Origin of the sequence: Polyangium sorediatum (assembly GCF_029946465.1) — a bacterium.
GTDB lineage: Bacteria > Myxococcota_A > Polyangia > Polyangiales > Polyangiaceae > Polyangium > Polyangium fumosum.
On sequence record NZ_JARZHI010000066.1, the window covers coordinates 36,726 to 58,993 of the forward strand.

General features: G+C 66.7%; 13 protein-coding genes and 1 pseudogene. 4 read left to right on the forward strand and 10 right to left on the reverse strand.

Annotated features, from left to right (window positions below; all coding sequences use genetic code 11):
• Positions 1–13 precede the first annotated feature (13 nt).
• From QHF89_RS40300 to QHF89_RS40315, 4 genes are all read right to left on the reverse strand, one after another.
• Complete coding sequence (locus QHF89_RS40300; RefSeq protein ID WP_136972429.1) at positions 14–5,866, reverse strand: AAA domain-containing protein; 5,853 nt, start codon at positions 5,864–5,866, stop codon at positions 14–16.
• A 16-nt stretch (positions 5,867–5,882) separates the two neighbouring features.
• A complete protein-coding gene (locus QHF89_RS40305) occupies positions 5,883–9,581 on the reverse strand; it encodes an AAA family ATPase (RefSeq protein WP_284721552.1) in 3,699 nt (1,232 codons plus the stop codon).
• Positions 9,578–10,708: a metallophosphoesterase family protein gene (locus tag QHF89_RS40310; protein WP_136972427.1), complete on the reverse strand. Its 1,131-nt coding sequence runs from the start codon at positions 10,706–10,708 to the stop codon at positions 9,578–9,580. The genes QHF89_RS40305 and QHF89_RS40310 overlap by 4 nt, the downstream gene beginning before the upstream one ends.
• Before the next feature lie 162 nt (positions 10,709–10,870).
• Positions 10,871–11,218: a hypothetical protein gene (locus QHF89_RS40315; protein WP_136972426.1), complete on the reverse strand. Its 348-nt coding sequence runs from the start codon at positions 11,216–11,218 to the stop codon at positions 10,871–10,873.
• A 680-nt stretch (positions 11,219–11,898) separates the two neighbouring features.
• On the opposite strand from QHF89_RS40315, the gene QHF89_RS40320 reads away from it, so the two are divergent.
• On the forward strand, positions 11,899–13,023 hold the full coding sequence (locus QHF89_RS40320) for a PDDEXK family nuclease (RefSeq protein WP_284721553.1): 1,125 nt from the start codon (positions 11,899–11,901) through the stop codon (positions 13,021–13,023).
• Between the two features lie 196 nt (positions 13,024–13,219).
• Positions 13,220–14,221, forward strand: a complete 1,002-nt coding sequence (locus QHF89_RS40325; RefSeq protein ID WP_136972424.1) for an alpha/beta hydrolase — start codon at positions 13,220–13,222, stop codon at positions 14,219–14,221.
• 22 nt (positions 14,222–14,243) lie between these two features.
• Here QHF89_RS40325 and QHF89_RS40330 read toward each other — a convergent pair whose 3' ends face one another.
• The 4 genes from QHF89_RS40330 to QHF89_RS40345 form a co-directional block, all read right to left on the reverse strand.
• Entirely contained in the window at positions 14,244–14,792 is a 549-nt protein-coding gene (locus tag QHF89_RS40330) for an SgcJ/EcaC family oxidoreductase (RefSeq protein WP_284721554.1), read from the reverse strand.
• 58 nt (positions 14,793–14,850) lie between these two features.
• A complete protein-coding gene (gene fabG / locus QHF89_RS40335) occupies positions 14,851–15,627 on the reverse strand; it encodes a 3-oxoacyl-ACP reductase FabG (RefSeq protein ID WP_136972423.1) in 777 nt (258 codons plus the stop codon).
• 109 nt (positions 15,628–15,736) lie between these two features.
• Positions 15,737–16,657 (reverse strand): SMI1/KNR4 family protein, encoded by a 921-nt coding sequence (locus tag QHF89_RS40340; protein ID WP_136972422.1) that lies wholly within the window; start codon positions 16,655–16,657, stop codon positions 15,737–15,739.
• A gap of 810 nt (positions 16,658–17,467) precedes the next feature.
• Positions 17,468–18,712 carry a ferritin-like domain-containing protein gene (locus QHF89_RS40345; RefSeq protein ID WP_136972421.1) on the reverse strand — a complete coding sequence of 415 codons (1,245 nt, stop codon included), beginning with the start codon at positions 18,710–18,712 and terminating at the stop codon, positions 17,468–17,470.
• Between the two features lie 130 nt (positions 18,713–18,842).
• On the opposite strand from QHF89_RS40345, the gene QHF89_RS40350 reads away from it, so the two are divergent.
• On the forward strand, positions 18,843–19,448 hold the full coding sequence (locus QHF89_RS40350) for a pentapeptide repeat-containing protein (RefSeq protein WP_136972420.1): 606 nt from the start codon (positions 18,843–18,845) through the stop codon (positions 19,446–19,448).
• Positions 19,449–19,515: 67 nt separating this feature from the next.
• Here the strand turns inward: QHF89_RS40350 and QHF89_RS40355 are convergent, their stop codons facing one another.
• Positions 19,516–20,148: an MXAN_6652 family MXYO-CTERM-anchored protein gene (locus QHF89_RS40355; protein ID WP_136972419.1), complete on the reverse strand. Its 633-nt coding sequence runs from the start codon at positions 20,146–20,148 to the stop codon at positions 19,516–19,518.
• Between the two features lie 47 nt (positions 20,149–20,195).
• On the reverse strand, positions 20,196–21,368 hold the full coding sequence (locus tag QHF89_RS40360; protein ID WP_284721555.1) for a hypothetical protein: 1,173 nt from the start codon (positions 21,366–21,368) through the stop codon (positions 20,196–20,198).
• A gap of 493 nt (positions 21,369–21,861) precedes the next feature.
• Between QHF89_RS40360 and QHF89_RS40365 the strand changes: the two are divergent.
• A pseudogene (locus tag QHF89_RS40365) lies at positions 21,862–22,143 on the forward strand (MFS transporter); the annotation flags it as partial.
• Between the last annotated feature and the right edge of the window lie 125 nt (positions 22,144–22,268).

Below are 22,268 nucleotides of genomic sequence, written 5' to 3' on the forward strand. Positions count from 1 at the left end.
TAAACCTCGGACCTCACGAAGCTGCTGTTCGTCCCTCGCTGGATGTGATCGCAGACGCTCCCGATTCGACCCCCAACGCTTTCATGATCCGCGCGAGCACCGCATCCGAATTTCGCGCCCAATCCCTCGCCGTCACGCGTAGGACCTTCCAGTCTCGCGCCCGCAACGATGCCGGACGATGAACGTGACGCTCGAACGCTTCGCATGTCTCGTCCCCTTCGTCGCACAGGACGGCAACCGCATAACGCGACGATTGGACGCGATCCACCACAGCCAGCGGAACCTTGAAATCGGATGTCCCCACATCGAGCTCGCAGGTGACCCCGCGTTGTTGAAGCGCCATCGCGATCTGCGCCTTCAGCGGGACATAACCCGGCGGGAGGTCCGTCGTTGCCGACGGAGCGCTCGTCGGACGGCTCTCGCGGACGACGCGCAACACGCGCTCCGCCAGTGCACGCTGTCCGCTCGAAAGGTGGAATGCAAATTCGAGGAACAGCTTGAAGAGCTTGGGGCCTTCGTTCTTGGTCCGGCCAACCGACAGCATCCCCGGCTCGAACGAGGCGACGATGATGCACTCGCGTTTCGCACGTGAGACCGCTACATTGAGACGGCGCTCGCCGTCGCGCTGACCAAGAGGCCCGAAGCGCGCTGGAACGACTCGCTCCGTGCCCCTCTTGGTGACGCGCTCGACGGGCGCATACGCAGGTGAGAAGAGGATGATGTCGCGCTCGTCCCCTTGCACATTTTCGAGGTTCTTGACGAACGGCCGCTCGTCCAGCCGTTCAGCCAAACACGCCTGATCCCAGCGCTCCGCAAACACGCGATCCGACGCGCGGCGCCGATCGATTTCGTCGAGGATCGTTTGCCGTTGCTGGATGTTGAGCGTCACGATGCCGATCGTCGGTACGGGGGTTCGTCCCAAAAGGTCCATCACGGTGTCCATGACCACGCGGGCTTCTGGCTCGTTGCGACCGGCATCGTATTTGCCATCGGGAACCATCACGGTACGAATGGCCGGGGGAGCCGTGCGGCTCGCCGTCGAGGGAATCGTGAGCAGCGAACCGTCATACATGGCGTAGTTGGAGAATGCGATCAGCTCTTCGTGGGCGCAGCGGTAGTGCCACGAAAGGCCGCTTCGAGGCACGCGTGATCGCGCGAGCGTGAGCAACGATTCTGCCTCGAAAAGCTCACGCGCTCCGGTCGCCTCTTCGTCCTCGGAAATCTCGCCCTCGTCCGTTGATCTCGCTGTGAAAAACGACGTCGGCGGCATCTGCTTCTCGTCCCCCGCGATCACCGAGCGCTGCGCACGAAGGAGCACTGGGAGCCCGCTCTCCACGGTGCACTGGGAAGCCTCGTCGAAGATCACCAGATCGAAGAGCGGCTGCCGGGGGAAGAGCACCGTCATGGTCTCCGGCGAGAGGAGCCAAACGGGAACGAGATCGAGCAGCCCCTCCGGCGCGAATTTCCGCATGAAGGTGCGCATCGGCATCACGTTCCGCTGCTTGCGACACTCCTTGAGCATCGCCTCTTTCATCGCCTGATCCGCCGTACGACGACGGCCTCGCTGCGCTGTCCCCGCGCGCAGGAGCGCATGGTTGTCGAGCCGCGCAGCAATACGTTTCCGCTCAAGGTCCGCCGCACGTCCGACCGTCGCTGCCATGCGCTGCTCAGCGGCCTCCTCGTCTCCGTACGGCGTGGGACCATCGAGCTGCCGGAGCTCCGGCGTCGAGCGCTCCAGCGCGTCGAGGCGGGCAACGGCCCACGTCTTGACCAGCGATTCGGACCATCCCGAAGCATCCGCCGTCGGGAGGTGCTCCGAAAATGCATGAAAGACCGCGGGCGCCTCGGGGCACAACGTACTAAATGCAGCAAGGCGACGATCCGCCTCGGCAACCCGAGGGGCATCGCGCCGGAACGCCTCCAGGAACGCCTCGAGCTCGGCGCGTCCCGGCAGCCGGCCCAGCCAAGGGAAGAAGCCCGAGAGCGATTGCGCCGCGGTGTGGTGCGCTTCCCGCGCCGCGAGAACGTGGAGCCTCGCATCGAGGGCGCGATCCCATGCCTCGATCTCCTCGACCGAAAAGCGGGCCGGCCACGCATGCACGGCCTCGAGCAGATGTCTCGTCGCGACGAGGGCCGTCAGACGCCGATACGTCTCCCCCACCTTCCGAAGCAATCCGCCCACATGCGCCGCTGAGTTCGACGCGAGCGAACGCAAGCTGAAAGCTTCAAGGCATGCTTCTGCTTGCTCCCAAGCGCGCGTCGCGCGCGCCCGGGACAAGAGCTCCGTGAGAAGCGGCGGGTCGAGGGACGCACCGGCTTTCTCCGGTAGGAGTGTCGTTACGGAGCCACGAACGACGCCCCGCGCTCGCCACCAAGCTGGCGAGAAGTACCGGAAGAATCGATTGCCCCATTGCAGAAGCACACCCATGGCGGCTTCGGCCGTCGGCCCTGGATTGAAAGCCACGCGTTGTGAGAACTGAAGCAACACCTCCTGCGCCTGCGCCCACGCCTGCTCGGCCTCCCCGAGGTTGCGAGCGCGATCCGGGTAGAGCGTCGCGACCGTGAGGGCATTCGCGAAGAGCATCTGGTCTTCCGGATGGACGCGAAGATCACGTGTCCCCCGCGCGGCCTCGAGCATGCCTTTCGCTGATTCCAGGCGCTCGATGGGCGTCGGCGCCACCGTCGCGAGCCCCTGCTCCAGCTCCGCGGCCGTCGTCACGGCCCTGGCAATCGTAGGCTCGAAGCTCTGGAACCAGGACTCCGCCTTCTCGGCGAGGGAAATCCGCCCCGACCGCCACTGCGAGCCCTTTCCGAACAAGTCGGCATAACGTCTCAGCGCCGCTATCTCGGTTCGAGCGCGGTGCAATTCACTGTCGCGGAGCCCCATGCAGCCTGATGCTGCGGGGACGCCTGCCGCGGGCAGTCCTGCGCTGAGCGCGTGAAGCTGCCCGACACGCATCGAGCATCCTGGGAGGTTTCGACCGAGCAGTTCGGCGCGCCGATCGAAGACCTGCGTCAACGCGGCAAGCTCCTGCGTGGTCTGCGCCGCGGATGCCGTGTCGAAATCCGGCGATTGTCCCGCTTCGAGGCGCGCCGCGATCTTCTGGTAAACGGGTTTTCGATCCTCCTGCACGTCGTGCACGAGGGCGACGGCATGCTCGAACCCCGTTTGCTGGAGTCGTTGCGCCACGACATCGAGCGCGGCCCGCTTCTCGCTGACGACCGCAACGCGCTCGCCTCGCCCGATGGCATCCGCGACGAGATTGACGATGACTTGGCTCTTGCCCGTCCCTGGAGGCCCGTCGACCACGAGCGCGCGCTTCGTCCGGGCGAGCGCGAGGACCTGCCGCTGGCTCGGATCGGACGCAATCACGGGCACACCGAGGCTCTCCTCGCTCGTGGTCTGCGGGGGGCTCGGCGTCAGATTCGACCCGAACCTGTCCCGCATCTCGGCCGGGAGGAGCTCCAAGGCGCCGCCGAGCAACGTACCGATCGGAGTGTCGCCGCGTGCCAGATCCGCGAGGAGACCGTCGTAGTCCTGGAGGAGATCCGAATTCGACTGAGGAAACAGCCCAAGGACGGCGATCTCCTCGACTTCGAGGAAGTCTTCGCGTCGTCCCAGCACCTCTTCGCGTCGATCTTTGAGGGGGGAAAGCTCGCCCGTCAATTTGCTAGAGCTGATGCCAAGGCGGGAGAGCTCGCCAAGCAGCGCCTCGGGCCCGTGCGCCAGATCTGCAGCCAATTCATCGAGCCGCGCCGCGAGGTCGTCCTGCAGGGGAAGCCCTTTTTTGGTGAACAGTACCCGAAGAAGCGCGAGGTTTGCCGTGGGCGGCTGGTCCTTGTGCGGCCTCAAGGCGAAGCTGCGCGCCCCCCGATCGTCACGCTCGAGATCGACGGGGTAAAGGACGAGCGGTCCTCGCACGAGGTATCCCCCAGCGAGCCCGATCAGGAACGGATACCCAAGGGCCAGATCGTTTGCCCCCGTCTCCTCGAGGCGCCCCTTGTGCTCCCGGTCGAGCATCAACAGATCGCGCAGCGCCTGGTTTGCCCCCGTGTGCCGTCCCGCCTCCGCGGCCTTCACGAGAACGGCGCGCTCTCCCGACCGCACCTGCGCGAGCACCCGCTCCGACAAACCGACCGAGATCTGCTCGAGCATTTCGAGATCAAACGCGCGTCCGGGGCGAGGCTGGTACAGGCGGACCGACGGGCTCCGGCCATCGCCCGAGACGAGCTGCTCGCGCAACTTGCCGATCCCGCGAAGGACGACGCTTTCGGGGCTACCGGGGACGACCGACGACGTCGATGCCGTGGGAGGAGGCGGCGTGGCGCTTCGAGCCTCCAGGTGAAGCACGGTATCCAGCTCCACGGAGGCGATTTCCTCGGCAGGCCGCAACCCTGCACGCTGGATCGCCTCCTGCACGGTGCGCAGAAGCTCCGCTCCTTTCCGTTTTGCGCCAAGGAGACGCAAAAGACGGCGAAGCGTCGCCTCGCCTCCACCACGGCGCGCCATGGCACCGAGAAAGGCGTCGAGCGCGCTCTGCGCTTCCCTTGCGCGTGGAGGGAGCGGGACGTCCAGCACCGGCTGCGGAATCGCATCGGGGGACAAACCAAAACGGCGAATGAGGACGACCGCCAGGCGCTGGAACAAGGCGCCTGCGCCGATCGCATCACCGATGGCCAAAAGCGTACTCACTTCGCGCGGATCCAGGACCCCATCCGCGCCGATCACATGCGCCAGGAGGCCAAAGAGAGAGCGATGGGACGCCGCTCCGAGAGAGGCCATCAACCCCGCGAGCTCGCCGAAGCGCCGGCGAGCGAACTCGACGTCGAAGTACGCCGCGTACTCCGAAACGAGCGGAGCAAATACGCGCTCGATCGCCTCTGCCTCGGCGTCTGCCATTTCCCCGTCGGCGGCTGCCACGAGGACGCTGCTGGCGAGCGCGCACGCATGAAGCTCGGCAGGTTGGGGCTCCAGCATGTGATAGCTGGTGTCGAATCCTGGCACCGCGAGGACCTTGGCAAGCACGGCATTGATGTCGGCCATGCTGCGCGAGCCGGGGCCACGGCCGGTCAGCGAGCGATACAGATCGGATTCGCTGAAGAGCCATGCGGCATAGGCGCGGAGGTTGTGCTCGGGATGGGTGACGCCCAGGGTGCCGGATCCTTCCCGCAGGCACTGCTCGATGAGCTCCTTGCACTGTGCCAGATACGCTTCGGTATCCCACGTCAGGGCATTGCCAGGGAGCCCCGTGGTGCTGATCATTTCGAGCCGCAGGAGCGCGTGCAGATCCTGGCACGCGAGCAAGCCAAAACGGTCGGCCGTGAGCTCGCCCGCCATGCTCAGGGAGCTGGACAATTTCTGGATGGGCTCGGGCACATCCTCCGCGTCGGCAAGCACGCTCGCCATTCGACCCGACTGCCCGAGCGGGGTCCACGGTCCGTGCGCGAGGTAGTGCCCCAGCTCGTGACCGAGCACGGCGCGCATGCTCCCTGGGTCGAGCAAGGTGATCATGCGTCCCTGCACCTCGACGAGGATGGGCTCCTCGATGAAGTGAATCGATGCATTCTCGATCCCCGCCGACTGGTAAATCTCGATCGGACGTGTGATGCCGAGGACGCCCAGGCATTCCTTGGCGCTCGCGTGGAGCTCGGGAGCCATTCCCTCGCTCAGGCGAAGCGACTGCCCCATCAACTTGCGGCGGACCGCTGCGGGGTCGGGCAGGGCAAGGGAGCCTTGGATCGATGCCACGAAGGGCTCGCGCTGGAGCTGATCCGCGAGCTCGCGTTCGAGCGGGAGGCGTACGGCCTCCGTATCGAGATTGCGGATCGGGGTGGGCTTTTCTTGTTTGGAAGCGACGCCGGTCATGAAGATGGCTCCTGGCTCAGATCATTTCTGCGGCGGCATTGCGACGAAGCTCATCGAGATCCACGCGATACTCCGGCTGCAGCCGGTCGAACCGCGTCCCGTGGCACGTGAGAAGAATGACTTGCAGCTCCTTGGCCGCATCCCGCAGGATCCGCACCATCGAGAGAAACCGCGCGTCGTCCGTCCAGCCCATCGTATCGTCGAGGATCAGCGGAAGCGGCCGCCGGTCCTTCGCGAAGACCCGCGCGAGCGCGATGCGCACGATGACCGAGAGTTGCTCTCGTGTCCCGCCCGAGAGCTGCCCGAAATCCTCCTCCATCCCGCGACGAACCACCTTGTCGAGACGAAGATCCTGCGTCATCCGGAGCTCGGTCCCGGGCCTCAGGTTGTTCAGGTAAGGCGCGGCCTCGTTCAGCACGGGCCCGAGGAAGATACGTTGCGCATCGGTATAGGCCTCCTCCGTCAAATCCCAGAGGATCCGGGCCGCGCGCGCCTGCCGCTCCACCCGCACGAGCGCCTCGGCGGCGGCGGCTTGTTCTGCCTTCGCTTCGCTGAGGTCCTCGAACCGGCCCTCGGCCGCGGCTTTGGCGAGCAGCGCCTGCAAGCTGCTCACGTCGTCCCGCAATTTGCGCAGGTGTCCCTCGTGTGACTCCAGGGCAAACTGCGCGCGCGTCTCTTCATCCCGGAGGAGCTCCGGCGTCGCGGCCGCGAGCTCCGTGGACGCGTATTCGACCTTCGACCTTGATTCCTTGAGCTCGCGACGAGCCTCTTCGAGCTTCGCTTCGAGCACGGCGTCGGGCTCTTCCCTCCGGGATCCCACGAGCTCCCCGGCGCGCCTCTCGTGCTGGGCCTCGAACGCCCTCCACCGGCCGCGGAGCTCCCCGACCTCGTGCATGCAATCCCTCTCGAGCTTCTCGGCCGCAATCGCGTGCTCTTTCGCGGACGCCTGCGCAGCCTCCAGCGGCAAGAGATCGGCCTCCAAGGCCTCGATCCTTTGCCGGAGCGCCTCGACGGGCATTTCCGATTCCCCCGCGGGCCCCTCGATCGTCGCGGCCGCTTCGAGCGCGCGTTTGCGCCCGCGTAATGCTTCGAGGCCGTCCGGGGCCACGAGCTTCAGCGTTGCGACGAGCCGCTCGCGTTTGCCGACGAGGTCCCGGGCCGCCGCCCACCGCGCTCTCGCAGCGCTCACGTCCGCGACCTGCGCCCGCTGGAATGCCTCGTCGAGCGCGCGCTCGGCCTCTTCGAGCCTCACCCATTCGCTCGATTCCCCGGGGATCACCGTCCACCCCGGCCCGCCGGAGATATCTTCGATCGGCAAAGGCTCTCCCACGACGAGCTCCCGCCCCGCGAGCAGGCCGGACAAACCACGCAGGCGCGCAGACTTCGTCGTGACCGTCGCCTCGCGCGCGAGGAGGGCCTCTTCGAGCTCGAGGAGCCGCGCGAATTTCGCCGCGCTCACGGAATTGGCGCCGAGCACGACCTCGACCTCGGCCTGCCGGGTGAGCGCCTCCCGCGCCGCCGCGAGCTCGGTCTCGGCGGCCTGGGCTTCGCGCTGCATCCGGTCCACCTCGGTGCGCAGCAGGTCGAGCCCGCGCGGCGCGGCCTCGGCGAGGCGCTGCTCGACGGCCGTCTTTTTCCGCGCAATCGCGTCGCGGGCCTGCGCCATCACCTCCGCCTGCTCCAGCGACTCGACCGCGTGCACGCGCAGCGCGGAGGCAAACGCGCGCTCGGCGTTCTCCAGGCGCGCCGTGGCCCGGACGAGCTCCTCGCCGCGCGGCGTGAGGAGGACCTCGGCCAGGTTGCCGATGGAAACCGTCGTCGGGCGCGTGACCTGGCGCGTGATCGTCTCGCCGGACGACAGGGTCACGGACGGCTCTTCGTCCCCCACCCGCACGGTGACCTCGGAGTTGGCCCGGAGCAGGAGCTCCGTGCCCATCGCCCCCCGCGACTCCCTCGCGAGCGCGACCATCTTCTCGGCGGCGCGCAACGCCTGGATCACGTCCGCGTCAATCGTGTGCTGCGCGAGATCGGCCCGGATGCGATCAAGCTCCTCCTGCGCCTTCAGGGCCGCGCCGAGACGCCCTTCCAGGCGCGTGTGCTCTTCGGCCCGCTGGGACGCGCGGACGGCGAGCGCGTCGAGCCCCGACGGCGCGAGGTGCTTGATGCGCCGGCGCAACACCTCCGCTTCTCGCTCGGCCTCCTCGCGCGCCGCGCGCCGCTCCCGTGCGCGCGGCACGTCCTCGACGCCGAGGTTGTAGAGCGCCTCCTTCAGCGCGGAGCGGGCCTCCTTCGCAAGCACCACGGCTTGCCCGAGGCCCGGCTGCGCAGCCCCGAGCTCGACGCTCCCGAGCGCGGGCACCTCCATCCCCTTGCCCGTGCCGATCCACACACGCCCGTCCGATCGAGCCTGGATCCGCGTCCCCTCAATCGACAGCTTCGCGCGCAACGTCTCGGCCCGCCCCGAGAGCTCCTCGATGTCCTCGTAGCTCCGCGCGTCGAGGCCTCCGCTCGTGCGGGCCCGGTCCACCTCCTCGATCTCGAACGCGATCGTCGCGGCCTGCGCGAGCCCCTCCGAGACACGCTGGACTTCAGACCGCGTGTGCGCGCGGTCGAGCGCTTGCCGCAACGAATCGAGGGCGTCACGCCTGTCGCCGAACTCGCCGTCCGCGCGCCGCAGCGCCGCCTTCGCGTCTTCGGCTTCTTGCCCGCGGGTGGCGAGCAGGCCCTCCAGCGCGTCGAGGTTCTGCCGAGCACGCGCCACGCTCCCTTCGAGCTGCGCCGCCTCCTCCGCGAGGACCACGCGCGCCGCGGCGTCCCGCTGACGCGCCGCGACCCGTGCCTCCGCCGCGTCGACCATCGCGCTCGCCGCGCGCAACCGCGCTTCCTTCTGCTGGAGCGCATTCGCCTGCCGTTGCGCGTCTTCCCGCTCCGCCTTGAGCGCTGGGAGCTGCCGCTCCGCCTCCTCGAGCCGCGCGCGCTGCGCCTGGAGCCGCGCCGCCAGCTCCTCCACCTCCCGCACGGCGTTCTCGATCTGCGTGACGTGCGCGTCCGCTTCCTGCTTACGGTCGAGGGCCGCCTTGTACTCCCCGGTCGGTTTGTCGGTCTTCGGCGTGTAGAACCGCTTCAGCTCCTCGTGGACCCGGGCCCGGATTCGCTCGCCGTGTTTGCCGCCCATGACCTTGCCGACCTGTCGGCCCACGGCCTCGGCGAGCGCGCCGCGCACCTCTTCGTCCAGCGTGCCTCCCGGATCTGCGTGCGCGGACTCGTCCTGCGTCACCCAGAGCAGCCCCCACACGCCCATGTCTTCGCGGGAGAGACCACTCTTCTTCGGTGCGCGGCCTTCGAGCTTGTTCCGGAGATAGTCGTCGGCGTCCTGCGCCTTGAGGATGGATCCGTTCGCGAGCCGGACCTCGGCCATCGGCTTCTCGATGAAGCGCTTGAGGACCTGGAGCCGCTCGCCCTCGAAATCCAGCACGATGTGCACCTCCGGCGCGTGCTTCGTCCCATGCGGCTGGAGCGCCATCACGCCCTTGTTCTTCGTCGCGTGACGCTCGAAGAGCCCGATCTTCAGCGCCTCCACGAGCGTCGACTTGCCCGCCTCATTGCTGCCGCTGATGACGTTGATCCCGGGCGCGAAGGGTCCGAGCTGGATCGGACCACGCAGCGTGCCGACGTTCTCGACGCGCAGCTCGACCAGGCGGATGGCGCGGCTCACGACGCCTCCTTGTGCAGCCGATACAAGAGCCGCAGCGCGCGCTCCGTGTCCTCGGTCGGCTTGTCGGGCAGGCCTGTCTGGAGGCGCTCCGCGACGCGCCCGATCCACCCGCTCGTGCGTAGCGCGGCGATGTCCTCGTCGCCGAAGATCGTGTGCAGGTTCTCGTCGCGCACCCGCAAGAAGCGGAACCTGTCTCGCGCGCGCGCGAGGACGTCGTTCTCCAGGCGGCTGCGGAGCTCCATGCGCGGAGCGCCCTTCAACGTCAGCTCGATCAGCGTCGAGTCCTTGCCCTGGTACGTGTCGAGGAAGCGTTCGAGCCGCTCGAGCTCATCCTCCGTCTCGACCGTGAATTCGTGCTGCTTCCAGTGGAACGTGCAGACCTGTTGGCGAGCGACCACGGGCCGCTCGCCTTTGCCGCCGACCTCGACGAGCAGCACGCTCCCAGGGTTCTGCTCTTTGAAGCGTGTCGCCTCGTGCGTGCCCGAGTACCAGGTGCGCTCGTCGATCTGCAGGAGCCCGTGCCAGTCGCCGAGCGCGAGGTAGTCGAGCCGCGCGCGCCCCGCGAGGTCCTTGGGGATCGCGTTGTGGATCGTCTCCTCGTCATCGACGAGCGCCGCGAGGAACTCCTTGATGCCCCCGTGCGCGACCCCGATCCGCACGTGATCCTGCGGCCCGTACTCCGCCGTGAGGTGCTCGGTCACGTCGCCGAGCTCGTGCCGCTCGAAGAGCGGGCATGGCAGGAGCGCAACGCCCTCGCGGAGGATCATCGGCGCGCGCGAGTCGAGCACGCGGACGTTCGGCGGGCACTCCTTCTTCCACAACGCCGTCCGGTACAGCGCCTCGGGCGTGAGCGGGTCATGGTTGCCAGGAAGCAGGAGCACCTGCGCGGGGATGTCGCGCATCTTGTCGAGCGAGCGCCGGATGGTGTCGGGCTTGAGGCCGTGATGCTCGAAGACGTCCCCCGCGACGACCACGAAATCCGCCTTGAACTCGCGGGCGATCGTTCCGATCTTCTGCACGGTCTCGAGCCGCGCGTTCCGCACGACGGCGCCGGCGTCTCCCGGGATGAAGTGCGCTCGAAGCCCGAGCTGCCAGTCAGCGGTGTGGATGAAACGTACGGGGGTCATGGTGGAGGGAAGCGAAACCTACCGTGAACTCGGATCGCGTGACGTAGCGCAGAACCGTTTGCGCGACAACACACAATCGTGACGGGTTTGGCTCGCCGGTCGCGACAGGGAAACGCGGTGCGTCGGCCATCTCGACCACCAGGTTCATTGCGGCACGGCGGCTCAGGGCACCGGATCGAGAATATCCGCGTGCATCCACCCCTCGTAGGCCACACCGTTCACGACCGCCCGCACGTGATACCACATCTGGCCCGCTTCTGTTTTCGCGCGGCCCACGTCGACGAGGGTGCCATGAGGCACGAACGCAGCCCTGGGCGTATCCAACCCGGGGAGGGTCCGCAAGACGCCGTTTTTCAGATCCGGCCGTCGAATGTTGACGACCGCTTTCCGCATCCGCGGACGCTCGACGGGTGCAGGCACTTCCGGGGCATTGCCGGACACGACCATGGGAACCGGCGCGGGCGGCAAAACGTCGGCCTCCGAGCGCTTCCACACGGCCACGAAGCTCATTGCGAAAAACATCGCGAGGAGGAGAAAGCTCGTCCCGACCAACACGGCAAACGCCGAGATCCCCGACCCCGAGGCGCTCTCCTCTGAAGCGCCGGGCGGCGTAAGGGGAGCGTTCGGCGAAGCAGCGTGGCCGAGGTGCGGGGGGATCATCGGGTCCTACCTGGCATCACACACCCTCTTCTGCGCGTCGGTCAAGCCCCCTGCTACTGCCCCTTACAAAATATACGCACCCGAGCATGTTTGTCGTGTATCGTGGCCATGTGCAGCCGGTCCACCAAGCGCCCGCCCCGTGTCCTCGCTGCGGTCAAATCCTCGTCGTTCCCACGGTGGACTTGCAGTGTACGGTCCAGTGTCCTCGCTGCACGGTGGTGCATGTCGTGGGACATCTCCTGCCGACGGCGACACCGATCGCTGCGGTCCCAGTCGCGGTTCGGCAAAGCGCGCCCTCTTTCTCGGCGCTCCAGGGGATGCCCGGTCCGGCCATCGACGGACAAACCTACGGAAACCAAGCCCCGCCGGCCAGAGTTCCGGTCGCGAGCTATCACGCGGCTCCGGTCGTCACGCCCCTCCCTCCCGCTGCGGTATATTCGCCGGGGGCGACACCGATGCCGGGCGCCGCGACGCCACTGCCTCCCTCCGCGCGAGCTGCGCAGGCCGCAGGCAAGGCGATCTCGCACGCGATGCTCGCAGGCGTCGAAGGAACACGGCAGATCGGCAATCTCGGGCAGAAGTTTCTCGGAATGGCGGATGATGTCGATGCTGCACTGTATGGAAAGCGCGCGCTCGTGGTGAGTGGAGTCGCGTTTTTCACCGTCGCTGTCACAGCCATCGAGGAATGGAATCACCCCCGCGCGCCCTTCGGGATGACGATCACGACGGGCCTCTTTTCGTTCCTCCTCTTCGTCTTGTTCGTCGCGCGGCTCGGCGCGCTCCGCGATGACGACGGGAACTGGTCGCTCGGCCTCGTGGCGGATCGGCTGCGAAGCGCAGGGACAGCCATCCGCGAAGGCTTGTCGGCGTTCGGGGACGCGAGTGGACCGCAGCGCGCAGCGGCGATCGGGAAAGGTCTCGTCGGGCTCTCGCTCGTGGGCCTGGCGCTCCGCAACATCGTCGTATTGCTCGTGATCATCGCGGACGAGCTGTTCGATGCGAGCATTGGCACAGCGCAATCGCTCGACGAGACGATGATGTTTGCAGGGATGGTCACTCTGGCGCTGGGAGCGGTTTGCTGGCTGCTCGGCTGGTGGTCGATTCACTCGTCCCCCGAGGCGCAGCGGCTTCAACCGAATGCAGCGGAACGGGACCATCTCGTCGCTGCTGCACGGGGATTGCCCATCCTCATCGACTGTACAGACAAGGCGAGGGCCCTGGAGCTCGCGGGACGCTCGGGACATCCCGTCCTGGAAGCGCTCATCAAAGTCCTCGTGACGTGGCAACCGCGCGGAGCCGAAAAAGAGGCCGACTACCAGGCATCGCTCCATCGCAAGCTACGCCGTGACCTTCCTGGGGCAAACCCCGAGCGAGAGCGGCCGATCGGGGATCGCGCTTCGGGGATACGGGGACGCGCGGATCTCGTGGTGAGCGATTCGGTTTTGATCGAAATGAAAAAGGGGCTCACGACGACGACGGCACAGCGGGCCGTGGGGCAGATCCAGATGTACCTTCGAGCGTGGAACCGAGGGCCCGTGATGCTGCTCGTGTGTGATACCGATCCGACGACGCAGCCGTTCCTGGTCAAGGAGATGGAGGAGCTCCGACGGAGCCGGCAGGCGCCGGTGGTGATGGTCTTTGCCGGGCGGAGGTGATCCGGCGCCCATACCCTCGAGGCCGACGCAGAATTCCGTTCATCTGCCGGAGGGCGCGTGCACCACGTTGCCCTCGCGTCGCGCACGGCTGTGTGGTTCGTTCGTCCGCTGGGTTCGTGCGTGTCGTCCAGGTGCCGGGCCGTCGCGGCATGACATCCAGGCGCCATCCGCTACAACTGGGCGCAAAGGAGACTTCATGAAGCGCCCTCTCGCGAATCCCCCGTTCGACCCACAAATCGCACCGCTCCTCCCGGCCCTGGAGGGGTATGTGCCGGTCGGCATGACGCCCGACCGCCTGGAGCATTTCCGCGCATTGAAGATGCCGACCATCGAGGAGATCATCGGCGACCTGCCCGTCCAGTGTGTCGACCACACGATCGCCGGCTACGAAGGTGCCGAGATCGTCGTCTCGGTGATCTCCCGCAAGGACCACCAAAAGCCCGGCCCCGGGATCTACAACATCCACGGGGGCGGCATGGTCATGTGCAATCGGTTCGCGGCGGTCCATCCGCTCGTGGACTGGGCCATGAAACACGACGCGGTGGGCGTCACGGTCGAATACCGGCTGGCGCCCGAGCACCCGGCCCCGATCCCCGTCGAGGATTGTTATGCCGGCCTCGCATGGATGGCGGAACATGCCGAGGAGCTGCGGTTCGACCCCGAATGCCTGGTCATCTTCGGCGGCAGCGGCGGCGGCGGGCTCGCGGCGGGCACTACGCTCCTTTCACGCGACCGGCAGGGACCCAAGCTGGCCGGGCAATTGCTCCAATGCCCGATGATCGACGACCGCAACGAGACGGTCTCCTCCCACCAGTATCAAGGCACCGGCATATGGGATCGCACGAGCAATCTGACGGGTTGGACGGCCGTGCTCGGCGACAAGCGGGGCACCGAAAACGTTTCTCCTTACTCCGCGCCGGCGCGCGCCACCGACTTGCGTGGCCTGCCGCCGACGTTCATCGACGTCGGCGCCGCCGAGGTGTTCCGTGACGAGGACGTGGCGTACGCCAGCGCCATCTGGGCTGCCGGCGGCGATTGCGAGCTGCACGTATGGGGCGGCGCCTTCCACGGGTTTTACGACATTGCACCCACGTCGGAGATCGCCAAGGCCTGCCTCGCCGCGCGCGAAGCCTGGCTCGCGAGGCTGCTGGCCCGGTGGCGCGCGAAGCAAACGCACGCCACCGAAGACCCTCGCTGATCCCCTCCCCGCTCGCGCCCGCTCAGCCGCCCGTGGACGCCGGGGCCGCTTGGGACGGCTGTGCCGGCGCTGGCTTCACGTCCGTGTTCTGGCCCGCGACAATCGACCACGTGCCCCCCGATTGCTTCATCACGTAGCGCATGCGGGTGCGCAGCACGCCCTGCTCGGTCGCCTGCACCCCCGGGGGCAGCCCTGTATACCCCATGACCACGTGGTCGGTGTCCACCACGGCCACGGTGGGCTCGACGAAGCGCAACTTCCTCACCGTCACCTCCGTCCGGCTGTCCTTGAAGACGCTGGCAAAGACAATAGCGTGCCGCTTTTCGATCTCGTCACGGCCATTGAAGACCGTCCCCACGATATTGATGAACTCGGCGTCTGAAGCGAAGGACTTGCTCCACGCCGCCGCGTCGTGGCGATTCCAGGCCTCGGTCTGCTCCGTGACGAGCTTGCGCAGGCTCGCCTCCTCGTTTTGGGACGGGCCCTGGCCCTTCTCGGCCGGACCGGGTGAAGAAACACAGCACGTCAAGAACAAGGCCATGACGGCTGAGCTTCGCGCGAACGTATTCATGAAGAGATCTCCTGGGATCCAAGGACGAGGGTCAAGACTTCAGTCGTTGAAAACGCGATCAATCACTCAATGCCGCGAGTGATTCGGGCAGCGTCTGGCCGCCGTCGACGACGAGGGTTTGTCCGGTGATGAAGCCGGCCTCCTTCGAGGCGAGGAAGGCCGCGGCGTGCCCGATGTCCTCGACGCTGCCCAGGCGCCGCAGGGGGATCGCCGCAATCATGGAATCGACATAGTCCTGGCCGAGCTCGATGAGGCCCTCGGTCGCGATGTTGCCCGGCAGGATCGCGTTCACGGTGATCCCCTTCCGCGCCAGCTCCAGCGCGGCGGTCCGCATGAAGCCGAGCTGCCCGGCCTTGCTGGCGGCATAGTGCGACCAGCCGGGGAATCCGGTGATCGGCCCCGTAATCGAGGAGGTCAGAATGATGCGCCCGGCCCCGGCGCGCGCGAGCGCGGGGATGCTCGCACGGACCGACAAGAAGCAGCCCTCGAGGTTGATGCGCATGACCTCGCGCCACTCGGCGAGCGACATGGTTTCGAGCCGGGCGGCGGGAAAGATCCCCGCGTTTGCACAGAGCACGTCGAGGCCCCCATGGCGCTCGACGGCGGCGTCGACCATGGCCTTGACCTGCTCCTCGTCGCTCACGTCGGCGGCGAAGGCCGAGGCAACGGCGCCCGATTGCGCGAGCTCCGCAGCGACCTCGGCCGCCGCGCGACCATCCCGCGCGACGAGCAGCACCTTGGCGCCACCTTGCGCGAACACCCTCGCGATGCCGCGGCCGATGCCCTTGCTCGCGCCGGTGACGATGACGGATCTTCCTTCAACGAGTCCTCGCATGGGTCGATCTCAATTGCGTTCGTCGGGAGGTGTCAAGCGTGGGTTTGTGATAACGCACGACGCGGCGTCGCGCGCGTCCTCGAAGCGACCTTGGGCCAAGGCCTTCGCCTCATCCGCCTGCCGGCGGACGCGTTTGATACAGCATGTCGCCGAGCAGCTCGAACCACGTCCCCGCCGCCAAGGAAGCTCCGCCGATCCTGGCCGCTCTGCGCAACGTTCCGCTCGAGAGCGCTCGCGCCTCGCCTTGGAGCACGACGCGTGTCTCGGCCGCGAGCGGAACGCCGCCGACGTCGTGATCGCGATCGAGCACGCCGGAGACGGAGGCCGAGAAGACCGGATCGTACACGGTGACCTCGTGCCCCGCGCGGAGCGGAAGCCCATCGATCACGAGCGGCTCCGCAGGCGTGAAGCGCAACGGACGTCCCGTCACCGGATGAAGCGACAGGAGCGTCCCCGCCGCGCACACAATTTCATCGACGACTGCGCGGGCCGCGAGCGTCAGGAAGTGGATGCGTCCCTCGTCGGTGAGGTAGATCGACTCGCCGCCGCGCGCGGGAAAACCGGCGGCGAGGACGTCGTGCGCGGCGACGACTTCGGCGGGCCGGCGCGTGCGCGCATGCATGCGCCTCACGTCGACGAGCCCCTCGATGCCGGGGACGCGCACGGCGCGCGGTGGGTTGGCCGATGCTTCTTCGTCGAGCGTGGGCAGGTCGTACGGGTCGAAGCCGAGAGAGAGCCGCGCGAGAAGCTCGACGTACGACGGCGCCACTCGCCGCGCGTCGCCGTAGCCGCCGGACATGTGGAGGTGAACGATCGATCCCGCGCCTCCGCCGAGGTGGTCCTCGACATCGCAGTACCAGACGCCACCACCGCCATCAGTTCCGAAGGGCACGAGGCTGGGAAGCTCGTCGCTATCGTCCATGCGGTCGGCGAGCCTGATCCGGCTGTTTGGGCCGGAGATCGTCCATGATCGGGTCTCGCGCGCTTGTGCGAGATCGTCGAGGAGCTTCGGCGGAAGACGTGCGTCCATGATGGCGATGCGAGCTTGGTCCAAGCGGCGTCGGCGCGCAATGGGGCACGTCAGCGAGCGGGAGCTCACGGTTCGTCACGATGCACGGCTCTCGCGTGGTTGCCGAGACAACCTGTCGCTCATTGTTGCGACGAATGACACCCTGTCATGCGTTCGACGACCTGCGTGTGTTTTTCCTCGCGGGATCGCGTAGTACATCCCTGGCACACGTCATGCCCCCGCACGGGCCATGCGCTTTGCAACGTGGTGCTTGGTTGGTTTGTCCGTGTTGATCTTCGGCTGTGAGGGCGCGCCGCTCGGCGAGGAGCCCAGTGGTTGCCCCGGACCGGACGGGCTGGATGCGTCGTTCGTCCAGTCGACGTTCCTGCTGCCCGACGAAGCGACATCGAACGAGAATGATTACATCGGGCCATTTTGTTGCACGGGCGTCACGGCGACCATCGAGTCCATCGAAGGTCATCCCGTTGGATACGCCTACTTCTTCAATTGGAAAGGGCAGGCGTATAATGGTGCGTCGAATCATTCGTATGCGCCGGACGCGCAAATCATGGTCGCGGGGTTCGAGGACGTGCATGACCGATACAGTTCGAGCAACGTCGCTCCTACCCGACACGAGGAATGTCTTGGCCCGCCCTCGTGCCGCTCCTCTCGCCAAATGAGACCAAGAGCTTCGTAAAAGCGTCTGGAAGCGTCGATGTCGGAGGATCGAATGACGAGCAAGGACAGGTCAACCACCATCTCACTCCCCTTTGCGGAGAACGTCGAGGCTTGCCGAGGGACGTCGGCTCGAGCGAGCGACGGATCAGGCCGCTACGCGCCCGCGAGCTGATTCTGCATGTCCCCCGCGCTGCCAAGGAGTGCGCGGGCCGCCGGAAGAATGACCTCCGCCAATGCCCGACGCGCCGCCCGCCGAGAAGCTTCGCGATCGAGCAGCCCCACCTGGGCCAGCACCGCCGGGTCGTCACAATCCCCCATGAGCGGGACCGCTACGCCCATTCGAGCAGCGCGCGCGAATACGTTTTCGACGGCGGCCCTCACGTCGGGACCTCCGACACGCAAGGCCCAAGCCACGGTCCGCCATCCGAGCAGAGAATGCCGCTCCTCGTCCTCTGCGATTCCCAAGAGCACCGCTCGAATCTCGGGTTCTTCGCAAATCGCCGCCGCCTCGCGGGCCAGCAGGGAGGCCACCGCTTCGCCGATGCAGCCGTCCTCCGCCGCCTCCGCCGCGACCTCCGCGAGCCCCGCCGAGAGCGGCACTTCCATGCCCAGCGGGAACGCCCCCGGACCCACCGGCGATCCCATCAACGCCGAGGCAATGGCGAATCCCTGTCGGGCATGGCGAACCTCGTCCAGGGCGGCGACGTGGGCTTGCTCGATCAACTCGGGCGGCGCCCCGAGCCGAAGCAGATCCAAAGCCACACGGCTGAACGCCGCAATGGACGCGTGCTCGTCCAGCGCCGCACGGCACCACCTTTCGGCCAGCGCATGCCGGGCCTCCGTCGAGAGCGGGCGCAGAAGAAGGCTCGCCGCCCAGGTCGGGTCTTTCACGAGGCTCGATCGCAAGGCCTGCGCCTCGATCTTCAAGGGCCGACCATAGACGCAACTCGGCTCGGTTTCCAGGACCGGATAACAACAGCCGGGCATGGGCTCGGGCGGCACGCCGTTGAACGGCACCTGATCCACCCGCGTGCCCTGCCCGATCACCTCGGTCACCTCGACCCCGCAATCCTTGACGGTGAGATCGTCGGGATCCACGTCCGCGGCCGCGGGGCAGGTGCGCTGGCTGGGGGCGATCTCCATGCAGGCGGTGCTCTCGGTGTTGGCACAGGCGGGGAGCACAGCGAGGATACCAAGAAGGAAGGTATGGTAAGCGTTTCGCATTCGTTCATCATGGCATGCGGCGGCGGCGAAGGCGACACGTTGTTCGGCCCGGCGCAGCAGCAGAATCCTGCTCCGATGGGTTGAAGGCCTGGCGCCGCAGGTGCATCGGACGAGCCGATGCCCTGAACCGGGCCAAACCTTCCGCATCAGCTTGACACCTCGCGCGCTCGCCAAGTAGCCTTGCCCAATGCGGGTGGGATTTCAATCGATCGTACAACCTGCCATTTGAACCAACCAAACTCGACGACGAGCAGCGGTCCGCTGCCCTCAATGCGCACGTGGTCACGCACGGCTGGTGGAGAAGATGAATCCATTCGAAGGCAAGAGTTCGTTCGACAGCGAGACATTCGACAAGCTCACGCTCGAACGAGCGGACCTCCGGGATCGCGAGTTTTCCTACTGCACATTTCGACGCTGCAAGCTCGGTGAGAGCCGATGGACGCGGGCTCGGCTCGAAGGCTGCGTCTTCGAGGAATGCGATTTGAGCCGCGCCGACCCCACCATGCTCTCGCTGCGGGGCGTGACGTTCACCTCTTGCAAGCTGATCGGGATCAACTGGACGAAGATCGCAAAGTTTCCCGACGTGTCGTTCGAGGACTGCGATCTACGCTATACCGTGATGGACTCGCTCGCGCTGCGCAAGACGCGCTTCACGCGGTGCGCCATCACCGAGTCGGTCTTTGCGTCGATGGACTTCACCGACGCCGTGTTCGAGGAGTGCCGTTTTGCCGGGACGCGCTTCGACGGTTGCGATCTTCGCAACGCGCGGTTCCCCCGCTCCTCGGATCTCTTCGTCGATCCCGCGAAGAACAAGGTGAAGGGCGCCCGCGTCCCGCTCGATACGGCGATCCTCCTCGCGACCTCGTTCGGGATGCGCGTGCTCGGCTTCGACGAATCCAAAGACGAATGACCCCCGGCTCGAAAGGCCGGAGGTCAAGTTCCGACGAATGGCAGAGGGAACAGGCCCCGTGCGCCTCTCACCGCTGCGGGCGGCGGCGCCGGAACGACGCCAGGCGTACCATCACGAGGCTCCACACGGGCGCGCTCCCAGCCGTCCCACATCCGCCGCCGCTGTCATTCTCACCTTCTCCATCTGGAACCTCGACGGGCGACCCCTCGCCCACCCTCACCGTCAGTTTCGTCGCTGCGGCCCTGTCCCCCTCGGGGAGGAGGTCCGCATTGGAGGAATTGCCGGCACCGAAAAGCGTAAGGGTCACATCGGTCGCGGGCGCGACGAGCGAGAAGTCGAAGCGTAGCTCGCCGGCGTTGAAAGGCTGCGGGGCGGAATGCGTCAGCTCGGCGCCGAGCTTCTTCATCCCGCTGCTGCCGGTCTCCAGGCTGGCCTCCTCGTGGTCCACGGAGATGTCCATCCCTCCCGTCTTTGCGGCGCCCCCCCGAATCACGAAGACGTATTGGCCCGTGGCCCCCGGCGCCAGGGTCGTGGGGCCCTCGAACTCCACGGTGCAAGGCTCTCCGCCCTTATGGCACGTGATGCACGTCGCGCCCTTCTTGCCGGATTGCCCCGTGATGCCCGCGCTCGCGGCAAGCGCAGGAGACGACCCTAACGCCAAAATGGCGAACACACCTACGACACGAAACAAAGAATGCATCGAATCTCCAAGAGGGGATGAGAGCCGGTGTTGCGTTTGCAGTCGCGCTAGCGAAGCTGGAGGAAGGAGAAGGAGAGACCCTCCGTGGTCACCGTCGGCTTGCCGTTGTCCTCCAGCACCCGCAAGGTGGTGGACGCGGCGCCCTCGCCGAACTCGGTGTAGAGGGTCTGGTTCTGCGACTCGAAGAGAAAGACGCTGCCCGAGGTCGCCGGGAAGCTGGCTTTCTGCGTCGCGGTCAGCGTATCGAGCTCGAGCTCCCACCATTGCCAGCCCGTCCCGCTCGCAATGGTGCGGGGATGGGTGCCTTCCAAAACCGGGGCAATGGTCTCATCGAGCACGCGCACGTATGCCGTCCCCTCCGGGCCTGGGACGAGCGTGCCCGCGGTGCCACCGCCCACGAGCTCTTCGAGCGTCCGGTAAAAGGCGGGGTCGAAGGTGCGGGTCTCGGGATCGAACCTGAGCAAGCACGGCGCGGGCGCTTCCTCGCCCACCACACGGCGCACCGCCGCTCCATACGCCTCCGTCGCGAGATACACCTTGCCATCGAGGCCGACGGCAGCGTCATGCGTGTACCCGCACCGATCGTCTGTCGCAATCGTGGGCTCGTCGGTCTCCGTATCAATGGACACCACGCCCGCCTTGGGGGTAATGCCCACGCCCGAGACGGGACGCCAACCCACGGGCATGAGGACCTGACCGTCGCGTCGAATGGCTGCGCCCGAGAAGGCCATGACCGTGTCCGGGATCATCAGCGCGTCGAGCGCGATGTGGCCCGTGACCTTCATCTCCTTGGGATTCCAAACGACGACCTGCGCGGTGGCCCCATCGAAGAAGTAGGCCTTGGTCTCCGAGACGAATTGGAAGTTGGCCTGGTACTCCCCGAGGGACGTCACCCCCAGGCTATCGAAGCTCACGGTGCCCGTCGGCTCCAGCCCCCCTGCGTTCGTGAGCGTGTAGCGGGTCACGGTCGCGCTCTCGTCGCTCACGACGTAGACCGCGCCGGACTTGGGAATGCCCACGCCGAGCGCACGGCCGGACACCCGGACGGCGTTGTCCAGCGAGAGCGACGCCGTCTGCTCCGCCTGGTCCGTCACGATGACGTAGCTGTCCACCGGATCGGCGATGAGCACCTGCGTGGTGATGGCGTACAGCGGCCCATTTTCGTCGCCGTTTTGCCCTTCCGAGCCGCCACAACCCGTGACCAGGGCCAGGGCGAGCATGCCGGCGGAAAGCCGCCAGGAAGTAGCTGAACCCACATTCTTCATCGGAACGGCCTTTTCTGCTGAAGTGAAAACGATTCTCATTATCATTTTCAACACTAGGACGTTCCCGCGCGCCGTGTCAAGAGCAGGCGCGACGCCGAGCCACACGAACGCAGAAACAGGCGCGGCGCCGCGCGGACCCCTGCCCGCGCCACCGGGCCCCTGCCTCTGGCTTCGTGGTGCTCGACGGACGGCTCGGTGTCCGTCATCCTTTCGTCGCCTGCCACGAAAGCATGGCCAGGACGCAAGCATGGAGACGACCCCGTCCGCAGACGAGTGAGCCGCAGCAACCCCTGAAATCGTTGCTGCGGCCATCTGCACTCAATCACTCGACGCATGCCGTCCTGGAGGCAGATCGCCGCCGAATGTCCACCATTTGCGCGGGTGTATCGTCGTGCCTCGAACAAGATCCTCGAATTGGAACGTTTCGCTATCCGCAGCGCTGCTGCTGATGGCCCCCTTCGATCTGCTGGCCTCGCTGGCCATGGATGTCTACCTGCCCGTGGTGCCGAGCATGCCCGGCATCCTCGGCACGTCGCCGGCCATCGTTCAGCTCACGTTGAGCCTCTACATGCTCGTCCTGGGCGCGGGACAACTCGTGTTCGGGCCCATTTCGGACCAAATGGGCCGACGGCCGGTCCTGCTCAGCGGCGCGGCCTTGTTTGCTGTCGCGTCGTATCTGCTTGCGGGCACCGGCTCCGCTGCATGGTTCGTCGCGCTTCGTGTTCTTCAAGTGCGCATCCCGCCCATCGTGACCGCTCGTTACGCGCCATCGTGACCACCTGTTTCGCGCCATCGTGACCACCCGTTTCGCGCCATCGTGATCGGAGCGAAGCGACGCTCTGGCTGTTCAGGGTT